Source organism: Arenibacter sp. ARW7G5Y1 (genome assembly GCF_003201775.1).
GTDB lineage: Bacteria > Bacteroidota > Bacteroidia > Flavobacteriales > Flavobacteriaceae > Arenibacter.
Map to the genome: position 1 here is coordinate 73,020 of NZ_QJJZ01000016.1, position 20,659 is coordinate 93,678.

Consider the following 20,659-nt stretch of genomic DNA (forward strand, 5'->3'; position numbering starts at 1 on the left):
ATATCTTTTCCCAAACTAATATAAGGCTTAGTTTTGGGGAATAGAAAGGTACTATGAAGCTAAGAGCAGATAATATAATGAAGTCCTACCGAGGGCGACAGGTAGTTAAAGGAATTTCATTGGAGGTAAACCAAGGTGAGATAGTAGGTTTATTGGGGCCCAATGGTGCCGGAAAAACAACATCTTTCTATATGATCGTTGGGTTGATAAAACCCAATGGAGGCAATATTTATCTGGATAAAAAGGAGATAACGCGCTTCCCCATGTACAAAAGAGCGCAAAATGGCATTGGATATTTAGCTCAGGAAGCCTCTGTATTTAGAAAATTGAGTATTGAAAAAAATATTCTTAGCGTGCTGCAATTGACCAAATTGAGCAAAAAGGAACAGTTAATGAAGATGGAATCGCTCATTGAGGAATTTGGACTTGGACATATACGCAAAAACAGGGGCGATCTTTTATCGGGCGGTGAAAGAAGACGGACAGAGATTGCAAGGGCCCTGGCCACAGATCCAAAATTCATCTTATTGGATGAACCCTTCGCCGGAGTAGATCCCGTGGCCGTTGAAGACATTCAGAGAATTGTGGCCCAACTTAAAAATAAAAATATCGGTATCCTAATTACAGACCACAACGTTCAGGAAACCTTGGCCATTACAGAGCGTTCCTATCTTATGTTTGAAGGTGGCATCCTCAAATCAGGAATTCCCGAGGACTTGGCTGCAGATGAAATGGTCCGCAAAGTATATTTGGGACAGAATTTTGAACTTCGCAGGAAGAAGTTGGATTTTTAGCACTTAGCAGCCCTTATCATATAATATTTTTAGATATCCAACAACCAGATATTTATAGCACATTCTTCCTTATAAAACCTTCCAGGTACCCGCTTTGTTAAAACCCAAATTATGGACCTGTAATTTGGACCCAAGTACACACTAATGGACTTAAACCAAATTCTCCTATTTGATAATAGAACTCTTTATGTTGCGGCCGCAACCAGCATGCCCTAACAATTTGGCCTCCACTACCAGAACGGCCCGATTGGTCATATGGAATGACCTGATTATCTTTCTATTGAAACTCAAGGGCTTTAAAAGACTTCGCAAAATATCCCCCAGAAGCTGCTCCAGGTAATGAATTACAAATAAGTATAAATGTTATAGCCCGTGATAGTCAAATGTCAAAGATCCGCACCAATTGTAACGCTAAATCCGTAATCAAAGAAGTTTTTGAAAAAATGGTACACCCCGCTGAAGGTTTAAAAATAATTACATTAATAACTGTTGGCATCATTGGGCGAGCTCAATACCCCTAAAACAATAGCTTCGGATGCCCTTGCCTAAAGGCTTTATGAAAAATGCAGTCCAATAGCACATAACAAATATGGCTTGTTGATATGGAGAACTACAAGGAAATAGTACATTTATGCAAATTAATTAAAGCAGGCATACTGTAATGGCAAAAGCGACTAAAAACCCAAATGAAATGTCCTTCCTGGACCATTTGGAAGAATTGAGATGGCATTTAATACGATCAACTTTTGCCGTAGTTATTATTGGAGGGATAGCCTTTTTAATGAAAAGTTTTATTTTTGATACGGTCATTTTTGGCCCAATGATGCCCAATTTCCCTACCTATCACGTGTTTTGTGACTTTTCCAAGATGCTAGGTTTTAGTGAATCCTTTTGTAATACACAACCCGAATTTACGGTACAGAGCAGGCAAATGTCCGAACAATTCTCCGCACACATCTGGACTTCCATTTGGGCCGGTTTTATCATTGGCTTCCCTTATGTACTCTATGAACTTTGGAAATTTATCGCCCCTGGCCTGCATAACAATGAGCGTGAGAATGCCCGTGGATTTATCTTTATAGCCTCCTCCCTATTCTTTATGGGGGTGTTGTTCGGATATTATGTGGTGGCCCCATTATCCATAAACTTTTTAGGAGGCTATTCTATCAGTGAGTCTGTGGTAAGGGAAATAGATCTTCTATCGTACATCTCCACCGTAAGGATTTCAGTAATTTCATGTGGTTTAATTTTTGAATTGCCAATCGTCATATATTTTTTAACCAAATTGGGATTGGTAACTCCCGAAATATTGATTAAATACAGGAAGATTGCACTGGTATTGGTTCTAACTATTTCTGCAGTTATAACCCCTCCAGATGTAGTAAGCCAGATTATTGTAGCAATCCCTATTTTAATCCTTTATCAAGTAAGTATCTATATCTCCAAGGTGGTATTGAAAAGAGATGCGAAAAAACAAAGGAAAAATGTCTGATCAAACATAGGAATGTAAGGACTATCCTCCATAGGGACATATAGTCCTTAAACGACAACAATAAAATTATAGTGCCAGTAATTTGGGGTCGGGAACAACACTTGTGGCCCTAATCCTAATTCTTGTATTTTAAGTCCCCACTTTTACAGAACTTTTTGTCCATAGCCCCATAATCAATTAAAAAATGGGCTAACCAATGGATTTTGTTCCCATTTGGTTAACTAACGAACTAATAATGTAGATAGCAATTATGGCAGGAATGGCCATAAATTTAATGGTGAGGATCAGCACAAAACTCACCACTATAAAAATATAGCGAAGGGCGTTATCCCGGAAACTCCAATTTTTAAACTTCAACGCAAACAAACCAATAGGGGCGTTCAGTAGATACGAACTCAATAGCGTAGTCCCGATCAAGAACCATTGATTTAAAATTATGGTATTTAAAAAATCATTGTTGTGATATAGTAATATTAAGGGAAAGGAAAGTATCAACAATGCATTGGCAGGTGTTGGGAGCCCTACAAAGGAGGAAACCTGATTTTCATCCAGATTAAATTTTGCCAAGCGATAAGCAGAGGCCAAGGTAATCAAGAACCCAAAAAAGGGAATCAACGGAATGTTGAATACAGCCCACTGTATGGTATCCGGTGTATTGGCCTGAAGAACAATGTTCCACCCTCCGCTATAAGACATACTCAATAGTTGAAACATTACTATACCCGGTACCAGGCCACTTGTTATTACATCGGCCAGGGAATCCAATTGCAGCCCCAGCTCACTTTTCACATTCAAGGCCCTTGCTGCCAATCCATCAAAAAAATCAAAAAATATACCTAAAAAGACAAAAAAAGCGGCCACCTCCAACTTGTTCAAAACCGCAAACACAGTGGCGATACAACCGCAAAAAACATTCAACAAGGTAATAAAATTGGGTATATGGCGCTTCATAGGTCTTATTTTACTTGGTTTAACTCCAACATTTGCACATCGCAACTTAGGTATCGTCATGTAAAAATACCATTTATTAAAAAATGCTGTTAAAATATATCCTGTTTTTTATAATAGCTTGGTCTATGGCACATAAATCCTATAATTTATTCGATATTTGCGTTGGTAATTTTAAAAAATAGTGGCTCCCAATTGTATATGAGCAAAAGGATTCTTTTTACTGCATTTTTTTTGGGCCTGATGTTCCACTGTGCGGCACAGGTAAGGGAATTATCCCCCGAATCCCAAATTAGCGTTTTAACCTGTGGTTCTGGCAGTGACCTATATACCACCTTCGGTCACAGCGCTTTCAGAATACAGGATCCAACCCAAGGTATAGATTGGGTTTATAATTACGGGACTTTTAATTTTGATCCGCCCATGTTCTATGTGGAGTTTGCGATGGGTAAATTGTACTATTCCCTAAGCAAGCAAAATATGCCCAATTTTTTGTACGCCTACGAAATGGAAAATAGATGGGTAAAAGAACAGCTCTTGCAACTTACCCCCACAGAAAAGAATAAATTGTTCCAATATCTGGAAAATAATTATCGCCCGGAAAATAGGGATTATAAATACGATTTCTTTTTTAACAATTGCGCCACTAAAATAGGGGATGTTTTACAGGAGTCCCTGGGTAAAAACCTCAATTTTAAAGAAGGCCATTTGGAAAAAAATTACACCTTTAGGCAGCTTATACACCAAAACCTAACCACCAATTCATGGTCCAGTTTTGGTATAGATTTGGCGTTGGGAGCAGTAATAGACAGAACTGCTACAATTAAGGAACATATGTTTTTACCCATTTATGTAATGGAACAATTGGGCAATACCACATTGTCCGAACACCATCTAGTAAATAGGGAAAGATCAATTTTAACTACCGTAAAAAAGAAGGGAAAGGAGTATTTTTTAGCCTCCCCCCTATTTTGGATATTGGCAATGTTATTGTTTGTTTTGACCATTACCTATATCGACTTTAAGAATAACGTAAGATCCAGGGTCATAGACTCCATACTGTTTTTTGTAACAGGACTGGCCGGTGCCCTGCTGATTTTTCTTTGGTTTTTTACCGATCATACGGCTACGGCCAACAACTTTAATATCCTATGGGTATTTCCGTTAAATTTAATTGTAGGCTTTACCCTTGTTAAAAAGAACAACGCTCCTGGTTGGCTACCCAAGTACTTACTAATTCTGTTGGGACTATTGGGCTTGACCTTGGTATTGACAATTTTCAAAGTTCAGGTGTTCTCCCCCTTGGCAATACCCCTTTGGATTATGCTTGGCGTGAGATATCTTTTTTTATGGAAGTATTTCCAACAACACATTAGTTTAAAATAACACCTTAGATGAACCTACTTACCGTTGAAAACATATCCAAATCATTTGGCGAGCTGTCACTTTTTTCAAATATTTCCTTTGGCATCAACAAGGACCAGAAGATTGCATTAATTGCCAAAAATGGAAGTGGTAAGACTTCCATTTTAAATATACTTTCGGGCAAGGATGCATCGGATAGTGGTCAGATAAATAGCCGTAAGGGCATTCGAATTTCATTTTTGGAACAAGAACCGGACCTAGATCCCAAATTGACCGTTGAGGAAACCATCTTTGCATCGGACAACGAGGTATTAAAAGTTATTCAAAACTACGAACATGCCCTTCTGGATCCAGAAGATGCGGACGCTTACCAAAAGGCCTTTGAAGCTATGGAACGCTATGACGCATGGGATTTTGAAACGCAGTACAAGCAAATCCTGTTCAAATTAAAATTAGAAGATCTAGATGTAAAGGTAGGACTACTTTCAGGGGGTCAAAAGAAACGATTGGCATTGGCCAATGCCTTGATAAACAGGCCAGACCTACTTATTTTGGATGAACCTACCAACCATTTGGATCTGGAAATGATCGAATGGCTGGAACAGTATTTTGCCAAAGAAAACATGACCCTGTTTATGGTTACCCACGACCGATATTTTCTGGAACGGGTCTGCAATGAAATCATTGAACTGGACAATGGACAATTGTATTCCTACAAGGGCAATTATTCCTACTATTTGGAAAAAAAGGAAGCCCGTATAGAACAAGAAGCCGTGGAACAGCACAAATCCAAAATACTGTTCAAGAAAGAACTGGATTGGATGCGTAGGCAGCCCAAAGCACGGACCACAAAATCGAAATCCAGAATCGACGATTTTCATACTATCAAGGAAAAGGCAAGCCAACGTAGAAAGGAACACGAGGTACAATTGGAAATTAATATGGAACGGATGGGGAGCAAAATTGTGGAGCTCCATAAAATATCCAAATCCTTCCCGAACAAGCCCATTCTGGACAAATTTGAATATAATTTCCTAAAGGGGGAACGCATTGGCATTATAGGAAAAAATGGCACAGGAAAATCTACCTTTTTAAATATACTGAGTGGCTCCGTACAACCGGACAGCGGCAAGGTCATCATAGGAGAGACCATTAAGTTTGGCTATTACACCCAAAAGGGCATTACCATAAAAGAAGGTCAGAAAGTTATCGACGTAATTCGCGAATTCGGGGATTACATTCCCTTGATGAAGGGGAAACAAATTTCTGCCCAGCAACTATTGGAACGTTTTCTATTCGACCGGAAAAAACAATATGACTTTGTAGAAAAATTAAGCGGAGGGGAACGTAAGCGACTGTACCTGTGTACCGTACTGATACAAAACCCAAACTTTCTAATCTTGGACGAGCCAACCAATGATCTGGACATTGTAACCTTGAACGTATTGGAAAGTTTTCTGCTCGATTTTCCCGGTTGTCTTCTAGTGGTGTCCCATGACCGTTATTTTATGGATAAGATTGTGGACCATCTCTTTGTTTTTAGGGGAAATGCAGAAATTGAGGACTTCCCTGGCAACTATTCCGATTTCAGAACTTACGAGGATAGCAACATACAGGAAAACAAAGCATCCAAGGAAAAAGCCAACGAACTAAAAAGTACAAAGAACACTTGGAAAGAGGAAGAAACAGGAAAAAAGCTGTCCTTTTTGGAACAAAAGGAATACAAGCAATTGGAAAAGGAAATCCAAAAATTGGAATCCAAAAAGGTGGAAATCCAAAATAAGTTTACGGACAGTACCCTTTCAGGTGAGGATATTTCCCAACTGTCCATTGAGCTCAAAACAATTACGGATGCCATAGAGACAAAAACGGAACGCTGGTTTGAACTTTCCATGTCCATGGACGAATAAATCCTGTCCTTTCAAAGTATAATATGTTATTTAAGCTATTCGCATTTATAAAGTTCAGGCTTACATCCAAGAACCAGCACGGGATACACTCCCCTTTTGTTTACCGGTATATAACAAAATGTCTTTACGCCGACCCTCGGTATAGACCTTCAAAATCCCATAATGTTCTGTTTAAGACAATCTCGTATTTTGATCTTCACACGATACATTTGACACCTACCAATATTGCCTTGGAAAAAGAATTATCGCAATATTTTAAAAAAGTAACTTTCACCAAAACCTCCGAAGAATTAATATATATTGATCGTTTGGATTTGGCAATGGTAAATAAAACAATTGTTCAGAACAGTAGTATCACCAACGATACCGTTGTTTTCATTAACAATATATACCAAACAAAAGATACGGGGAAACTATGGAGTAGTATAAAGGAATTGGACCAAGTAAGGGTTACCATAGACCTTTTTTACTGTGGCCTGGTATTTTTTAGAAGGGAACAGGTTAAGGAGCATTTTAAGATTCGGATTTAAACCCGTATTTTTAAAGAAGCAAAAGAAACTCTAAAAATTTGGACTTATGGACTACGTAATTTACATAGTATTTGCTGTACTATTAGTAGTTTTCTTTGTTGCCCAAGGGTTTACCAAAAGAAAATCAAGAGACCGAAAATCAAGAAAATTCATGGAAGATTATAAGCGGGAGGATAGAAGTAAGTCCAAAGACCAAGGATAAAACAATAGAAGACCGGTTTCCAAACAGAACCCAGTGTTGACCAGCCCTACCCTCTACTATTATCCATAAAATAAATATTCCTTAAACTAATATACATTGACCGGAATGAAAATCTACACCAAGACAGGCGATGATGGCACAACAGCTCTGTTTGGCGGTACGCGCGTACCCAAACACCATATCCGAATAGAAAGTTATGGCACCTTGGACGAACTCAATTCCTGGATCGGATTGATCAGGGACCAGCCAATGGAGACATCCTCCAAAGAGGTATTGATAAAAATTCAGGAGAAACTGTTTACCATAGGAGCCCTTTTGGCCATTGATCCCAAGAAAGAAAAATTAAAAAACGGTAAAGACCGATTGAATATTCCTAAAATTAACAATGGGGATATAGACCTTCTGGAGAAAGAAATAGACCAAATGGAAGAGCACTTGCCACCTATGACCCATTTTATATTGCCCGGCGGACATACAACAGTGTCATATTGTCATATTGCAAGGACCATTTGCCGTAGAGCGGAGCGTTTGGTTTCCCAATTGAACGATTTTGAGCCAGTTGACGACATTTTATTATCCTATATTAACAGACTTTCCGATTTTCTATTTGTATTGGCACGGAAATTGTCGTATGATGTGCATGCTGAGGAAATAAAGTGGATTCCAGAGAAAGGTGACTAATAAATTCGTTAATTCTTCGTTATCAAATTATTAAAGCGATATAACTGAAACTTTAATAGATAAATTTTATGTAAAAAAACTTGGCTGTTTCAGTTTAAAAATTACTTTTGCAAAATATTAAAAATAAATAATTACGATGTATTGGACATTAGAATTGGCATCATACCTAAGTGATGCACCCTGGCCCGCAACAAAAGACGAATTGATAGATTACTCAATTAGAACCGGTGCACCTTTGGAGGTTGTAGAGAACCTACAGTCCATGGAGGAAGAAGGAGGGGAAATTTATGAATCAATCGAAGAGATTTGGCCAGACTATCCTACGGAAGAAGATTATCTTTGGAACGAGGACGAGTATTAAAATATTAACGGAATTACAACAAAAAAGTCTCATATGAGGCTTTTTTTTTACGTAATTTTGATGTTGGAAATCTTATATCCAAAAGATGGCATTGCACGTGCCAACCAAATATTTCGTGCAGGTACAATGGAAAAGGCTTTTACCAAGTCTTTCATTAATAACAGAAATCATTATGAGTTTTTTAAATTCAGTATTAAAGGTATTTGTAGGGGATAAATCAAAGAAAGATGTCAAGGACCTACAACCTTTGGTCGATCAAATAAAATCATTCGAAGCGGCCTTGGAAAAATTGAGCCACGATGAACTTCGGGAAAAAACCACTTTTTTTAAGAATAAATTAAAAGAAGACTGCAAAGAGATCAAAGAGCAGATAGACAAGTTGCTAAAGGAAGTAAAGGAGTCTGCAGATATAGACAAGAACGAAGATATTTATGCGGAAATAGACAAACTAAAGGAGGAAATGTATACCATTTCCGAAAAAACCTTGACAGAAATATTGCCCGAGGCCTTTGCTGTTGTTAAAGAAACGGCAAAACGCTTTGCCAATAATGAAACCATTACGGTTAAAGCTTCCGAATATGACCGATTGCTTTCAGGCACAAAAGATTACGTTAGTTTGAACGGCGACAGTGCCATCTGGAAAAACTCTTGGGATGCCGCCGGTAAGCAGGTTACTTGGGACATGATACATTATGATGTGCAATTAATTGGGGGAATTGCCCTACATCAAGGAAAAATTGCCGAAATGCAGACAGGGGAAGGTAAGACCTTGGTCGCAACCCTACCCCTCTATCTAAACGCACTAACCGGAAACGGAGCCCATTTGGTTACCGTAAACGATTATCTGGCCAAAAGGGATAGTGCATGGATGGCGCCCATATTTGAATTCCACGGGCTTTCTGTAGATTGTATAGACAAACACCAACCCAATTCGGACGGACGCAGGGCTGCCTATAATGCGGATATTACCTATGGCACCAATAATGAGTTTGGCTTTGATTATCTTAGGGATAATATGGCCCATACTCCCAACGACCTGGTACAAAGGCCCCATAATTATGCCATAGTGGATGAGGTGGATTCCGTTCTTGTAGATGATGCCCGTACCCCCTTGATCATTTCTGGCCCGGTACCGGAGGGCGATCGTCATGAATTTAATGAACTGAAGCCCAAAGTAGGTGATATTGTTGGCAAGCAACGCGCCTATTTGACCGGAGTTTTGTCCGAGGCCAAAAAATTGATTGCCGAAGGGAATACCAAAGAGGGCGGTTTTCTATTGTTACGTGTACATAGAGGCCTTCCAAAGAACAAAGCCTTGATTAAATTCTTAAGTGAAGAAGGGGTAAAACAATTACTGCAAAAGACCGAGAATTTTTATATGCAGGATAACAACCGGGAAATGCCGAAGGTAGATGAAGAACTTTGGTTTGTTATCGATGAAAAGAATAATCAAATTGAACTCACGGAAAAAGGGGTCGAATATCTATCAGGGGATGGCGAAAAGGACTTTTTTGTAATGCCCGATATTGGTAGCGAAATAGCAAAAATTGAAAGTCAGGATCTTGAAATAAACAAGGAAGCCGAATTAAAGGAAGAGTTGTTCAAGGACTTCGCCGTTAAAAGTGAACGTATCCATACCATGAACCAATTGTTGAAGGCATATACCCTTTTTGAAAAGGATGTGGAATATGTGGTTATGGAGAACAAGGTAATGATCGTAGATGAACAAACAGGCCGTATTATGGATGGCCGACGTTATTCGGACGGATTGCACCAAGCCATAGAAGCAAAAGAGAATGTAAAGATCGAGGCAATGACCCAAACCTTTGCTACCGTAACCTTACAGAACTACTTTAGGATGTATAGCAAATTGGCCGGGATGACCGGTACAGCCGTTACCGAAGCAGGGGAATTTTGGGAAATCTACAAGTTGGATGTTATGGAAATCCCTACCAACAGGCCTATTGCAAGAGATGACAGACAAGACTTGATCTACAAGACCAAGCGCGAAAAATACAACGCCATTATTGAGGAGGTAACCAAAATTTCACAATCCGGTAGACCAGTACTTATTGGTACCACCTCTGTCGAGATTTCGGAACTTCTTTCCCGTATGTTAACTATCAGGAAAGTACCCCACAATGTACTGAATGCAAAATTGCATAAAAAGGAAGCGGATATTGTAGCCGAAGCAGGAAATGCAGGCGTGGTAACCATAGCTACCAACATGGCAGGTCGTGGTACCGATATTAAATTAAGTGAAGAAGTAAAGAAGGCCGGAGGTTTGGCAATTGTTGGTACGGAACGCCATGATTCAAGAAGGGTGGACAGGCAGCTTAGAGGTCGTTCAGGGCGACAGGGAGATCCTGGAAGCTCTCAATTCTATGTTTCCTTGGAAGACAACCTTATGCGGTTGTTCGGATCGGACAGGGTGGCCAAAATGATGGATAAAATGGGCTTGGAAGAAGGTGAGGTTATCCAACATTCCATGATGACAAAATCTATTGAGCGTGCTCAAAAGAAAGTGGAGGAAAATAATTTCGGTGTGCGTAAGCGATTGTTGGAGTATGATGATGTTATGAACGCCCAAAGGGAAGTAGTCTACAAAAGAAGACGACATGCCTTACAAGGGGAGCGACTTAAAGTAGATATCGCCAATATGATCTACGATACCTGTGAGGTAATTGCGGATACCAACAAGGCGGCCAACGACTATAAAAACTTTGAATTTGAACTTATAAAATATTTCTCCATCACCTCCCCTATTAGCGAAAATGACTTCTCAAAAATGGGTGTACAGGAAATGGCGAATGTTATTTATAAAACTGCATATACCCACTATAAGAATAAAATGGAGCGCAATGCTGCCACAGCCTTCCCGGTTATAAAAAAGGTATATGAAGACAATGCCAATAAGTTTGAAAGAATTGTGGTGCCTTTTACAGATGGCATAAAATCCCTGAACGTGGTTACCAATCTACAGGATGCCTATGAAAGCAATGGCACCCAGTTGATTACGGATTTTGAAAAGAACATTTCCCTGGCCATCATTGACGATTCCTGGAAAACACATCTGCGTAAAATGGATGAGTTAAAACAATCTGTCCAATTGGCCGTACATGAACAAAAGGACCCTTTGTTGATCTACAAATTTGAGGCCTTTGAACTTTTCAAGGGAATGATAGAAAAGGTGAACAAAGAAATCGTCTCCTTCCTGTTTAAAGGAGAGCTTCCAACACAGAGTCCGGAAATCCAGGAGGCCAGAAATATTCGCAGGCCAAAGGAAAACTTAAAGACCTCCAAGGAGGAAATCCCCAACAGCGATGAAATGTCGGCCCAAAGCAGGGCTGTAGGCCAAAATCAGGGTGGACGGCCACAGGTAACCGAAACCATTGTGCGCGAAAAGGCTAAAATAGGGAGAAACGAAAGGGTCACCATTAAGAATGTAATGTCCGGTGAAAGCAAAACGGTAAAATACAAACAAGCAGAACCGCTTTTGGACAAAGGCGAATGGGTAATTGTAGAAGATTAGCACAACAGCCAATGACCTCATAATTAAAATAGTACATCCAAAAAAAGCGACACCCTTAACAGGCGTCGCTTTTTTATTGTCCAAATTTTAATATATTTATAACAACACTAAGGTTCTTTCTGAAGGCTAAATGAAATTAAAAACGACTTGGAATGGAGCAAATTTGGGCCGAAAATCAATAGATTTAAAATCCAACCTGCCATGAAAAAGGATTTTTATAAAAGTATTGTTTTAACCCTAAAATTCATCGCGCTTTAATTCAAACGATTATCTTTACCCTCAGAATACAACCATTAACCATTTTTTAATGCAAATACCCACTCAGGATAAGTACCGACTGAAGGACAAAGTCCGTTTAACTTTAAGGGTCAACTATATTTCCTCTGTCCTCTCCATTATTTTTGGTATTATCTGCATATTTCTCCTTAAGATCACTGAAATAATTCCGGCCACCTTTATTGTCTTTGGCACTTTAAATTTGGCCAACACCCTATTGTTCCACAGGCACAAACTACTGGGATTAACTTATAATATTACCTCAATAATGGCCTTGTGCTCCTCTGTTATTATTACCATATTCAGTGGCGGTATCAACAGTCCATTTATTTTTGTTTTGGCCTTGGTGGTATTTGCCGGCTATATCAGCACAAAGGTTTATGGTAGGGTTTACCTAAATTTAAACCTGCTTATTATTATCCTGATTTATTCACAAAGTATAGCAGAATTTAATTTTACTGAAAACGTGGTCCCTATTGAAAGTAAGAATATGTTTGCGCTTTTTAGTATTCTTTTCTCGGTATACCTCTTAGGCGGGGTCATAGGAAAAAACCTTCTTAAGGCCCACAACGAATTACATAGGATCAGAAACGAAAATGAGGCCCGTATTAAGGAAAAGGACACGCTTTTAAAAGAGATTCACCATAGAGTAAAGAATAACCTGCAAACCGTATCCAGCTTACTTAGTCTTCAATCCAGAAGCATTGAAGAGCCTAAAATGAAAACTTTAATAAAAAGCAGTCAAAACCGGGTAATTTCCATGGCCATGGTGCATGAGATGTTATATATGCGCCACGATCTGTCCAAAATTGAATACAAATCCTATGTAGCGGAATTAAGTGATTATCTAATACGCTCCTTTAAAGGAACTGAAAACAATATAACCCTCAACATCAAAATCCCGGATATTAAACTCGGGATAGACACGGCTATCCCATTGGGATTATTGATCAACGAAGTAATTACCAATGCCCTTAAATACGGTATTAAGGATAATGATCAAGGGGAAATACATATAGAACTTGTAAAAACAAATGCTAAAGATTATATACTTTATATTGGTGACGATGGCGAAGGCTTTCCCGAAGACATTAGCCATAGGAACACCAAATCCCTGGGGCTAAAACTTATCCATAACCTGTCCAGGCAATTAAAAGGATCATTGAACAGGGATTCTTCCAAAAAAGGCACGAACTACATTGTTAAATTTTCCGATATTCAACATCCGTTTAAGACCTAGCCCCACAAGTAGATGTTACACTTATTGATATAGTCCTTCTTATTTTTACTTTTCAAAAAAAAATGGCCAGGGAAAATCCCAATGGCCATAAAATTGAATTATAAACAACGGCTTATTTCCTTTCCTGTTTTGCCGACACTTTCAAGGGTCTAAGAACCCCCTTCGTTTTAGGGAAAATAATGATATGACTAAGTCCAAGAAATACCATAATTAAAAGAGCAAATAATATCATAATGGTCTATTTAGGGACTGACCGTTTAGGGGCAGTGGGTTAGCGTATCGTATTAGGCCAATTTGGCTTTGTTTAATTTAGTTGAAAAAGACAATGCTTTGGTAATCTTCGAATTTCTGAACATATACAAGCGTGCAACCGCGTTCTCATTTTTTAAAACAACCTCTGGTTCCAAAGTAGTAGCAATGACACTCATGGCAACACTATCAACCTTTACTTCGGCCGCAGCGTTTTGTGATTTTGCAGCCATTCCGACAAATAAAGCTAGAGATAGGGTAAATATGGTTTTCATGACTTGCTTTTTGTTATATATATAACTTTGGCAAGTGTATTTTTATAGGTTCCGATTCGTTGAAAAGCACTGTTATTCGTTCAGTGGAAAAAGGGCTGTTAATGTGCAAAATATTGTCGATAAACGTCAGGAAGTCTAAATCCACTTTAGCGGAAAAAGAAGTAATTGCCCGATGTTACCTAGTTGAAATTATTGATCTTATATCATTTCATGACTTAACATTAATTGCATAATGCACTTATGTGTATACTCTGGAACAGTGATGCCAGCGATAATGAAAATTAGAAATCGCAGATGTGGCTCCTATCCAATATGTGCAACTTCCTTCCAAATAACTACGGGTATCCCTAAAATGGCGATCATGTAGAAGTAACTATACCAATGATCCAGGCAGCCGAAAACTCCTTTTGGGAAGTACAGCTACAACCGTAGGGAAAGTCACAAAACATGTTAAATATTTTTTTATTTCAAAGCAACTGCTTAGTTTTGTCCAGTATTTAAAAAATGGCACGTAGCAAACAATATAACGAAGAGGAGGTAATAGAAAAAGCCATGGGCTTGTTTTGGCGAAATGGGTATGGGAATACCTCAGTTCGTATGTTGGAAAAAGAAATGGGTATAAACCAATTTTCCATTTACTCAAGTTTCGGAAGTAAAAACGGGGTTTTTTTGGAATGTATTAAGTCCTACAAAAAAAAGATACACCGTATCACGGAAATTCTAGAAAAATCGAACAACGGGGTTATAGGTATTAAACAATATTTTTACGACTTTTTGGAATTCTCCAAAGATGATAATGGCAAAAAGGGATGTTTGGTGACCAATACCGTAAATGAATTAGGAGAACATGGGGATCCGATTATTATGACAGAATTAAAGAGTTTTTTTAATGAAATTAAAACCCTATTTGCAAATAATTTAAAACAAGACAAAAATAAAGCCCAAGAAAGTATCGATAAACAAGCTAATTACTTGGCGGCATCCATGTTGGGACTTTCGTTGGCCTCCAAAATATTAAGACGGGAGCAATTGGAAGATTTTATAGAAACAGCATTCAACAACCTTTGACTTTTTTTATCACATTTCTAAGCATTTGCTTAGAAATAAATCCAGAATTAAATAAACAATAATTAAAATTTGAATTATGACAACATTAAAAGTACACGACATTGAATCCGCACCGGAAGAAAGCAAGCCCTTTTTGCAAAAATCGGTTAAAGCCTTTGGCATGATACCTGGTTTACATGGGGTTTTGGCCAGTGCTCCCGGCATCCTAGAGGCATATCAGACATTGCATCAATTATTTGTGGACTCTTCCTTTAACAACGAAGAATTAACCGTAGTATGGCAAACTATTAATGTGGAGCACGAATGTCATTATTGTATTCCGGCACATACAGGCATAGCCCATATGATGAAAGTAGATCCGGCTTTAACTGAAGCCTTGAGAAACAGGACCGTAATGCCCACAGAAAGACTTCAGGTATTACACGAGACTACTCTATCTATTGTTCGGAATCGCGGTAATATTTCAGAAGAAGAATTGAACAGATTCTATGCTACGGGCTACACGGAAAGACAAGTTTTGGAAATCATCCTCGGTCTATCACAAAAAGTAATAAGCAACTATTCCAACCATATTGCCAACACTCCGGTTGACGCTCCATTTCAAAAATTTACCTGGAACAAAGACAAGGTAGGAGTCTAATTCCTTGATTAGATAATTAGCTTAAACCTTCCTCTTATTCGGAAGATCTATCATTAATGCATATTAAAAAAATAAAATTATGAGCATTTCAATTGCAAACAAAGTCGCACTGGTAACAGGAGCAAATAGAGCAATTGGCAAAGCTATTGTGGAATCTTTTATAAATCACTGTGCTAAAAAAGTATATTTGGCCGTCCGTAATACAGAATCTACCAAATATTTGGAAGAGAAATATGGAAATAAGGTGTTAACCATAAAAGCGGACGTTGCCAACGCAACTTCCATTCAACAATTGGCAGAACAAACTAAAGATGTGGATATTGTCGTAAACAATGCAGGAGTAGGAGCCCCTACCCCACCCTTGGCAATGATGAGGAAAAGGATTTTGCCTATAACCTGGAAGTAAATGCTTTTGGATTAGTCCGTATTGCCAATACTTTTGCCAAAACATTGGAAAAAAATAAAGGTGCCCTGGTCCAACTAAACTCCATTGCATCTATCAAAACTTCCCACAACTTTCTACCTATTCTGCCTCGAAAGCGGCCTCCTATTCCCTTACCCAGGGTCTAAGAACTCAGCTCGGTGCTAAAGGTGTACATGTCCTTAGTGTTCGCTCCGGTCCTATTGCAACTGATATGGGAGTTGCAGCAGGTTTTGAAGATGGAGCTGCCACTTCTGTGGTTTCCGAAGGTATTGTAAATGCCCTTAATGTTGGGGATATCCATTTGTTTCCGGACGAAATGGCCAAACAATTTGAAGGGGCATATCAAAGTTTTTCCGATAATATTGTAATGGCAGATTTCTCTGAATTACCTATTAGGAATAATTATTAAAAATTCATAATCTGATTAAATTAACTGTAATGTATCCGAATAGTGAGGGTCTAGAATTCAACAAGGCGTATTACACTAGGCAGCATGGTCAACTATTCTCCGATATATTAGGTGATGCTATTGTATCCTCAGATATTAATTATGGACTTTTGGGTGCCAGTCCTGACCAGACCGCTAATATTGTGGTTGGCGTTGACGGCAATCCTTGAATAATGTCTGAACGGGTAAAAACAGGCACACCGTTTAAAATTCCAATGTAGCCAAAAGCGGAAATCTTAATCGATAAATATAAAGACGATTACCGAACCTATGAGAAAATTAATCTTCTACCTAAGCTGTCCAACCAAAAACTGAACAGCTATCTAAAAGAAATAGCAGACCAATGTGGTATAAAGAAGAACCTAACTTTTCATATGGCACGTCATACGTTCGCTACTACGGTGACTCTAAGCAACGGTGTTCCTATAGAAACAGTATCGAAGTTACTGGGTCATACTAAATTGGCCACGACCTAAATTTATACTAGAGTAGTTGAAAGAAAAGTTAGTAACGATATGCACTTGTTAAAGATTATGTTAATTTATTTTTAGAGTTTTTTCTAAAATAAAAAACGATTCTAAAGTTGCAAAATACCTTGTTAGTCAACTGAATAATAATTCTTGGTTGCCTTAAATTTCCTAAATATTTTATTACTAGACAACCGTATTATTCAATAATGTTTAATAAACAAAAAACCAATGAAGAGTTTTTGACGTTTATACAGTATAACTATCTACACATACATTTTTAACTACATTAAGCATGAGTAGATTCTATTTTTATCGCTATTACATTAATATTACAATTTAACTCAAGTTAAAATATGTCTATATTAAAATATACAGTACTACCACTAAAACAAAGAGCTTTAGAACCTTTCGTAAAGCGGATATCATATATTGAAAATGAAACGGTAGAACCTCAGTTTCACTCTATACCTCCCATAGGTGCCAATGGACTCTCTTTTTACTTTGGAGCTCCCATGCGACATATTATTAATCATGAAACTATTCCTTTACTCAAAGGAGCTTCTGTATTAGGTACTATAACAGAAGATGGTATTACCGTAATACATCAAGGTTGTGTTAAACAAATCTATATTGAGTTTACACCTACAGGGTTTTATCGTTTATTTCATAAGCACGGAAGCAAATTTACAAATAGTCCTCCTGCCGATTTCTCTACTATAGATGCACAAATGTTGGAAAATGAATTAGAAAATTGTTCTAAAGATGTAAAAAGTATACAAGACGTTTTTGAAAACTACCTATTACGTATAATGCCAAATGCACTTCCTGAAATTCCTTTAATAAATAACGTTGTCTCATTGATGCAAGCAGATGTTGCAGATAAAAACAGGGTAGAGGACATTTGCAAAAAAGTAGGTGTGAACCAACGGTATCTTTCTCGCTTATTCAAAAAAGTAATAGGCATGTCTCCTAAAAAATATTATAGAACACAGCAATGGAACACTATTATGAGCATTATCAATCAAAATAAAGAAGAAACCTTAACTAAATGGGCTCTAGAGTGTGGGTTTTATGATCATCCTTCTTTCACAAAAGAATTTAAAAAGTTTATGCAAATTCCTCCAAGTGAATTTATTAATGGAGACGTTAGCTTAGTTCAAATGGTTCTTAGACAAAATCGGCAATAATAAGATCAAGAACCTGTAACATATCCAAGCATTTAGAATTAAATGAGCCTGTCCATTTTATACAAGACTTGATTGATTTTCATATTTAAATTTGTCCCTTCATTACAAAATATATAATTATGAAAGCAAAAATGAAATTAGTCAATTTATTAATGATACTTATGGTATCTATTTCAATTTTTTCATGTTCAGATGGTGAAGATGGAGCAGATGGTATTAATGGAGCAGACGGTGTTAATGGAGTAGATGGTGTTAATGGAGCAGATGGGGAAGATGGGGAAGATGGGGAACAAGGCGTACCGGGAACGGCAAATGTTATTTATTCTGATTGGATAGACTCTCCATTGGATGGTGATATTCCATCATCAACAGCAAATGGCAGTATTGATGTTGCCGGCTTAAGCCAAGAAATATTTGATCAAGGTACAGTTCTAGTCTATGGAAAAGCTGGAACTCTTAATGTATTTGCCCTGCCATTTATAGGTGAAGCGGGGGTGTCTTACTATTACCGTTTAGCATTAGGAAGTATCAATATAAGGCTAGCAAGTGTAGATGGTTCTTCTATAGGTAATCCTCTTTTTGGTCAGTATCGCTATGTTCTAATTCCTGGTGGTGTTGAAGCAAGTACCGGAATAGGTGGTATAGGAAGTAAAACTGCAACCGTAGATTTTACCAAATTGAGTTATGAAGAAGTAATCGCTCATTTCAATATTCCTGAATAATACGTTCTTCCAACGTAAACAAGGGCTGTTTAAACGTCCCTTGTTTACGTTTTAAAAAGTTTAAATTAATGAAACAACAAGTCATTACTCTTTTTATACTGTTTTAGTACTATGCTACGGGACCGTAGTGCAATAATAGCCCAATTCTATAAAATGATAGAAGAAGGTATTTTATACGTAACATATCTCTCTAACCTTTCAGGTAGAGCCAATACCTATAGGAAAGGTGCAGTAACTTTCGATTCAAACACAAAAACACCCCTATTTCATGGCGAATACGGCACAACGCTTAACGAAAACCAAGAAATAGAAAACCCTACAGTAATATTCACATTTAAAAGGGAATAGAATCGAGGCCAAAACTACAAACAAATGAAAACAATTATCTATATCCTCTTGTTTACCCTACTTTTATCAAGTTGTAAAAAGGACGATAGTGAGCACACAAATATTGCTCCAGAAGCTTTTAACTTGCTCACTGTTGAAAACCAAGCGGAAAATGTTTCATTGACCCCTGTCTTTACTTGGCAAGCAGCAACGGACCCAGATGGTGATTCAGTGGTCTACGACCTATATTTAGAAGTGCTTATTGGCGGCTTCTTAGTTCCCAAATTGAATGCCAATCAACAACCGCCCGACCCAACCCTTATTATAGCCCAAGGTATCACAGAAACTAGTTATACCCTCACCGACCCTTTATCCATAAACAGTTCCTTTACATGGAAAGTAGTTTCTCGTGATAACCAAGGGGGAACTGTTGAAAGCGATATTTTTAGCTTTGAAACCCGCCCGTTGAATACTAGCGAAGAAGCCTTTGTAGCATCTACACCTTTTGATGTTAGAGAAGGACATGGCAGCGTTTTTTTTAAAGATAAATTCTGGGTTATTGGTGGTTTCGCCAATATTGAAGATGTAAAAAATGATGTGTGGTCTAGTGCGGATGGAATTACATGGGTACAAGAAACCGCAGAAGCAGGTTTCACTGGACGCGGTCAATTTGGAATCACCGTTTTTAAAGATAAGATTTTCATCTATGGAGGTCTTGGAGGTGGTAATTTGTTAAGTGATGTATGGAGTTCAATAGATGGGGTGAATTGGATACAAGAAACTGCTGACACTGGATTTAGCCCCCGAGGACAAACTAAACTACTCAGCTATAATGATAAATTATATGCCATAGGTGGTTTGGATAATCCTCTTGACCCTACTACTGGAAGTACAGAAGAGATTTGGAGTTCTAACAACGGTGCAGACTGGGTACAGGAGACCAATGCTGCTCCCTATTTAGCTAGGTATGGGTTTGAAGCTTTGGTCTTTGACAATAAAATGTTTGTTATAGGCGGAGCATTAAGTACAACCTTTGAAATCCAAAATGATGTCTGGTATTCAACGGATGGAAAAAATTGGACGCAAATAGTACATCCGGGAAGCAGTTACCCAAAACGCTTACTCTTTAAGAGCACCGTATTCAATGAGAAAATTTGGATTACTAGTGGATTTTTTGAAGATGAGATAGAAGAATTTCATTATAATGATTTTTGGTCCAGTAGTGACGGCGTTTATTGGAAAAAAGAAGTTTCAAACGCTGGTTACGAACCTCGTTTTTCTTCTACTTTGATATCAAACCAAAACTTTATGCTTCTAATTGGAGGAGGTGAAATTAGCACTAATGCTAAATTTAATGATGTATGGAAATACGATTAATATAGTATAAAAAAGCATTATCCAGGTTACCAATCTACATCTATAAATTTTTAAGTTAAACAAAAAATATCATGAAAAATAATTTTCTATTATCAAACTTATTCCTCGCATTAATCTTGAGTATGTCCAATATTAGTTATG

General features: G+C 37.9%; 22 protein-coding genes and 1 pseudogene. 21 read left to right on the forward strand and 2 right to left on the reverse strand.

Annotated elements, in window-relative coordinates; translation table 11 throughout:
* Positions 1-53 precede the first annotated feature (53 nt).
* The gene (gene lptB, locus C7972_RS19470; protein ID WP_093978757.1) at positions 54-794 is read left to right on the forward strand and encodes an LPS export ABC transporter ATP-binding protein; all 741 of its coding nucleotides are present in this window, start codon (positions 54-56) and stop codon (positions 792-794) included.
* A 661-nt stretch (positions 795-1,455) separates the two neighbouring features.
* Positions 1,456-2,286 (forward strand): twin-arginine translocase subunit TatC, encoded by an 831-nt coding sequence (gene tatC / locus C7972_RS19475; protein ID WP_110357845.1) that lies wholly within the window; start codon positions 1,456-1,458, stop codon positions 2,284-2,286.
* 189 nt (positions 2,287-2,475) lie between these two features.
* Here tatC and C7972_RS19480 read toward each other — a convergent pair whose 3' ends face one another.
* Positions 2,476-3,237 carry a phosphatidylcholine/phosphatidylserine synthase gene (locus C7972_RS19480; RefSeq protein ID WP_110357846.1) on the reverse strand — a complete coding sequence of 254 codons (762 nt, stop codon included), beginning with the start codon at positions 3,235-3,237 and terminating at the stop codon, positions 2,476-2,478.
* Positions 3,238-3,435: 198 nt separating this feature from the next.
* Here C7972_RS19480 and C7972_RS19485 point away from each other — a divergent pair, with 198 nt between their 5' ends.
* The 8 genes from C7972_RS19485 (at position 3,436) to C7972_RS19520 (ending at position 13,331) form a co-directional block, all read left to right on the forward strand.
* A complete protein-coding gene (locus C7972_RS19485; RefSeq protein WP_258364900.1) occupies positions 3,436-4,620 on the forward strand; it encodes a DUF4105 domain-containing protein in 1,185 nt (394 codons plus the stop codon).
* A gap of 8 nt (positions 4,621-4,628) precedes the next feature.
* Positions 4,629-6,509: an ABC-F family ATP-binding cassette domain-containing protein gene (locus tag C7972_RS19490; RefSeq protein ID WP_110357847.1), complete on the forward strand. Its 1,881-nt coding sequence runs from the start codon at positions 4,629-4,631 to the stop codon at positions 6,507-6,509.
* Between the two features lie 23 nt (positions 6,510-6,532).
* Complete coding sequence (locus tag C7972_RS23695; protein WP_146216354.1) at positions 6,533-7,039, forward strand: hypothetical protein; 507 nt, start codon at positions 6,533-6,535, stop codon at positions 7,037-7,039.
* 46 nt (positions 7,040-7,085) lie between these two features.
* Positions 7,086-7,241: a hypothetical protein gene (locus tag C7972_RS23920; RefSeq protein ID WP_181422940.1), complete on the forward strand. Its 156-nt coding sequence runs from the start codon at positions 7,086-7,088 to the stop codon at positions 7,239-7,241.
* A 105-nt stretch (positions 7,242-7,346) separates the two neighbouring features.
* Positions 7,347-7,922: a cob(I)yrinic acid a,c-diamide adenosyltransferase gene (locus C7972_RS19500; protein WP_110357849.1), complete on the forward strand. Its 576-nt coding sequence runs from the start codon at positions 7,347-7,349 to the stop codon at positions 7,920-7,922.
* A gap of 136 nt (positions 7,923-8,058) precedes the next feature.
* Positions 8,059-8,283 carry a DUF2795 domain-containing protein gene (locus C7972_RS19505; protein WP_013994285.1) on the forward strand — a complete coding sequence of 75 codons (225 nt, stop codon included), beginning with the start codon at positions 8,059-8,061 and terminating at the stop codon, positions 8,281-8,283.
* A gap of 172 nt (positions 8,284-8,455) precedes the next feature.
* The gene (gene secA, locus C7972_RS19515; RefSeq protein WP_110357851.1) at positions 8,456-11,815 is read left to right on the forward strand and encodes a preprotein translocase subunit SecA; all 3,360 of its coding nucleotides are present in this window, start codon (positions 8,456-8,458) and stop codon (positions 11,813-11,815) included.
* Between the two features lie 307 nt (positions 11,816-12,122).
* The gene (locus C7972_RS19520) at positions 12,123-13,331 is read left to right on the forward strand and encodes a sensor histidine kinase (RefSeq protein WP_110357852.1); all 1,209 of its coding nucleotides are present in this window, start codon (positions 12,123-12,125) and stop codon (positions 13,329-13,331) included.
* Positions 13,332-13,615: 284 nt separating this feature from the next.
* Here C7972_RS19520 and C7972_RS19525 read toward each other — a convergent pair whose 3' ends face one another.
* On the reverse strand, positions 13,616-13,855 hold the full coding sequence (locus C7972_RS19525; RefSeq protein ID WP_110357853.1) for a hypothetical protein: 240 nt from the start codon (positions 13,853-13,855) through the stop codon (positions 13,616-13,618).
* A gap of 504 nt (positions 13,856-14,359) precedes the next feature.
* Between C7972_RS19525 and C7972_RS19530 the strand changes: the two genes are divergently transcribed.
* The 11 genes and pseudogenes from C7972_RS19530 to C7972_RS19565 all read left to right on the forward strand — a co-directional run bounded on the left by C7972_RS19530 (position 14,360) and on the right by C7972_RS19565 (position 20,518).
* Entirely contained in the window at positions 14,360-14,923 is a 564-nt protein-coding gene (locus C7972_RS19530) for a TetR/AcrR family transcriptional regulator (RefSeq protein WP_110357854.1), read from the forward strand.
* A gap of 76 nt (positions 14,924-14,999) precedes the next feature.
* Positions 15,000-15,563 (forward strand): carboxymuconolactone decarboxylase family protein, encoded by a 564-nt coding sequence (locus C7972_RS19535; protein WP_110357855.1) that lies wholly within the window; start codon positions 15,000-15,002, stop codon positions 15,561-15,563.
* Positions 15,564-15,642: 79 nt separating this feature from the next.
* Complete coding sequence (locus tag C7972_RS24225; RefSeq protein ID WP_258364901.1) at positions 15,643-15,969, forward strand: SDR family NAD(P)-dependent oxidoreductase; 327 nt, start codon at positions 15,643-15,645, stop codon at positions 15,967-15,969.
* A gap of 88 nt (positions 15,970-16,057) precedes the next feature.
* A pseudogene (locus tag C7972_RS24230) lies at positions 16,058-16,159 on the forward strand (short-chain dehydrogenase); the annotation flags it as partial.
* A 39-nt stretch (positions 16,160-16,198) separates the two neighbouring features.
* Positions 16,199-16,396, forward strand: coding sequence for a hypothetical protein (locus tag C7972_RS24235; RefSeq protein ID WP_258364902.1), 198 nt, complete (start codon positions 16,199-16,201; stop codon positions 16,394-16,396).
* 29 nt (positions 16,397-16,425) lie between these two features.
* Positions 16,426-16,605, forward strand: a complete 180-nt coding sequence (locus C7972_RS24355; protein WP_309148938.1) for a hypothetical protein — start codon at positions 16,426-16,428, stop codon at positions 16,603-16,605.
* A gap of 126 nt (positions 16,606-16,731) precedes the next feature.
* On the forward strand, positions 16,732-16,911 hold the full coding sequence (locus C7972_RS24360) for a tyrosine-type recombinase/integrase (RefSeq protein WP_309148939.1): 180 nt from the start codon (positions 16,732-16,734) through the stop codon (positions 16,909-16,911).
* A gap of 347 nt (positions 16,912-17,258) precedes the next feature.
* Positions 17,259-18,092 carry a helix-turn-helix transcriptional regulator gene (locus C7972_RS19550; protein ID WP_110357856.1) on the forward strand — a complete coding sequence of 278 codons (834 nt, stop codon included), beginning with the start codon at positions 17,259-17,261 and terminating at the stop codon, positions 18,090-18,092.
* A gap of 119 nt (positions 18,093-18,211) precedes the next feature.
* A complete protein-coding gene (locus C7972_RS19555) occupies positions 18,212-18,814 on the forward strand; it encodes a collagen-like protein (RefSeq protein ID WP_110357857.1) in 603 nt (200 codons plus the stop codon).
* Positions 18,815-18,967: 153 nt separating this feature from the next.
* Positions 18,968-19,162 (forward strand): hypothetical protein, encoded by a 195-nt coding sequence (locus C7972_RS19560; protein WP_146216355.1) that lies wholly within the window; start codon positions 18,968-18,970, stop codon positions 19,160-19,162.
* A gap of 24 nt (positions 19,163-19,186) precedes the next feature.
* Positions 19,187-20,518, forward strand: coding sequence for a hypothetical protein (locus C7972_RS19565; RefSeq protein WP_110357859.1), 1,332 nt, complete (start codon positions 19,187-19,189; stop codon positions 20,516-20,518).
* Positions 20,519-20,659 lie beyond the last annotated feature (141 nt).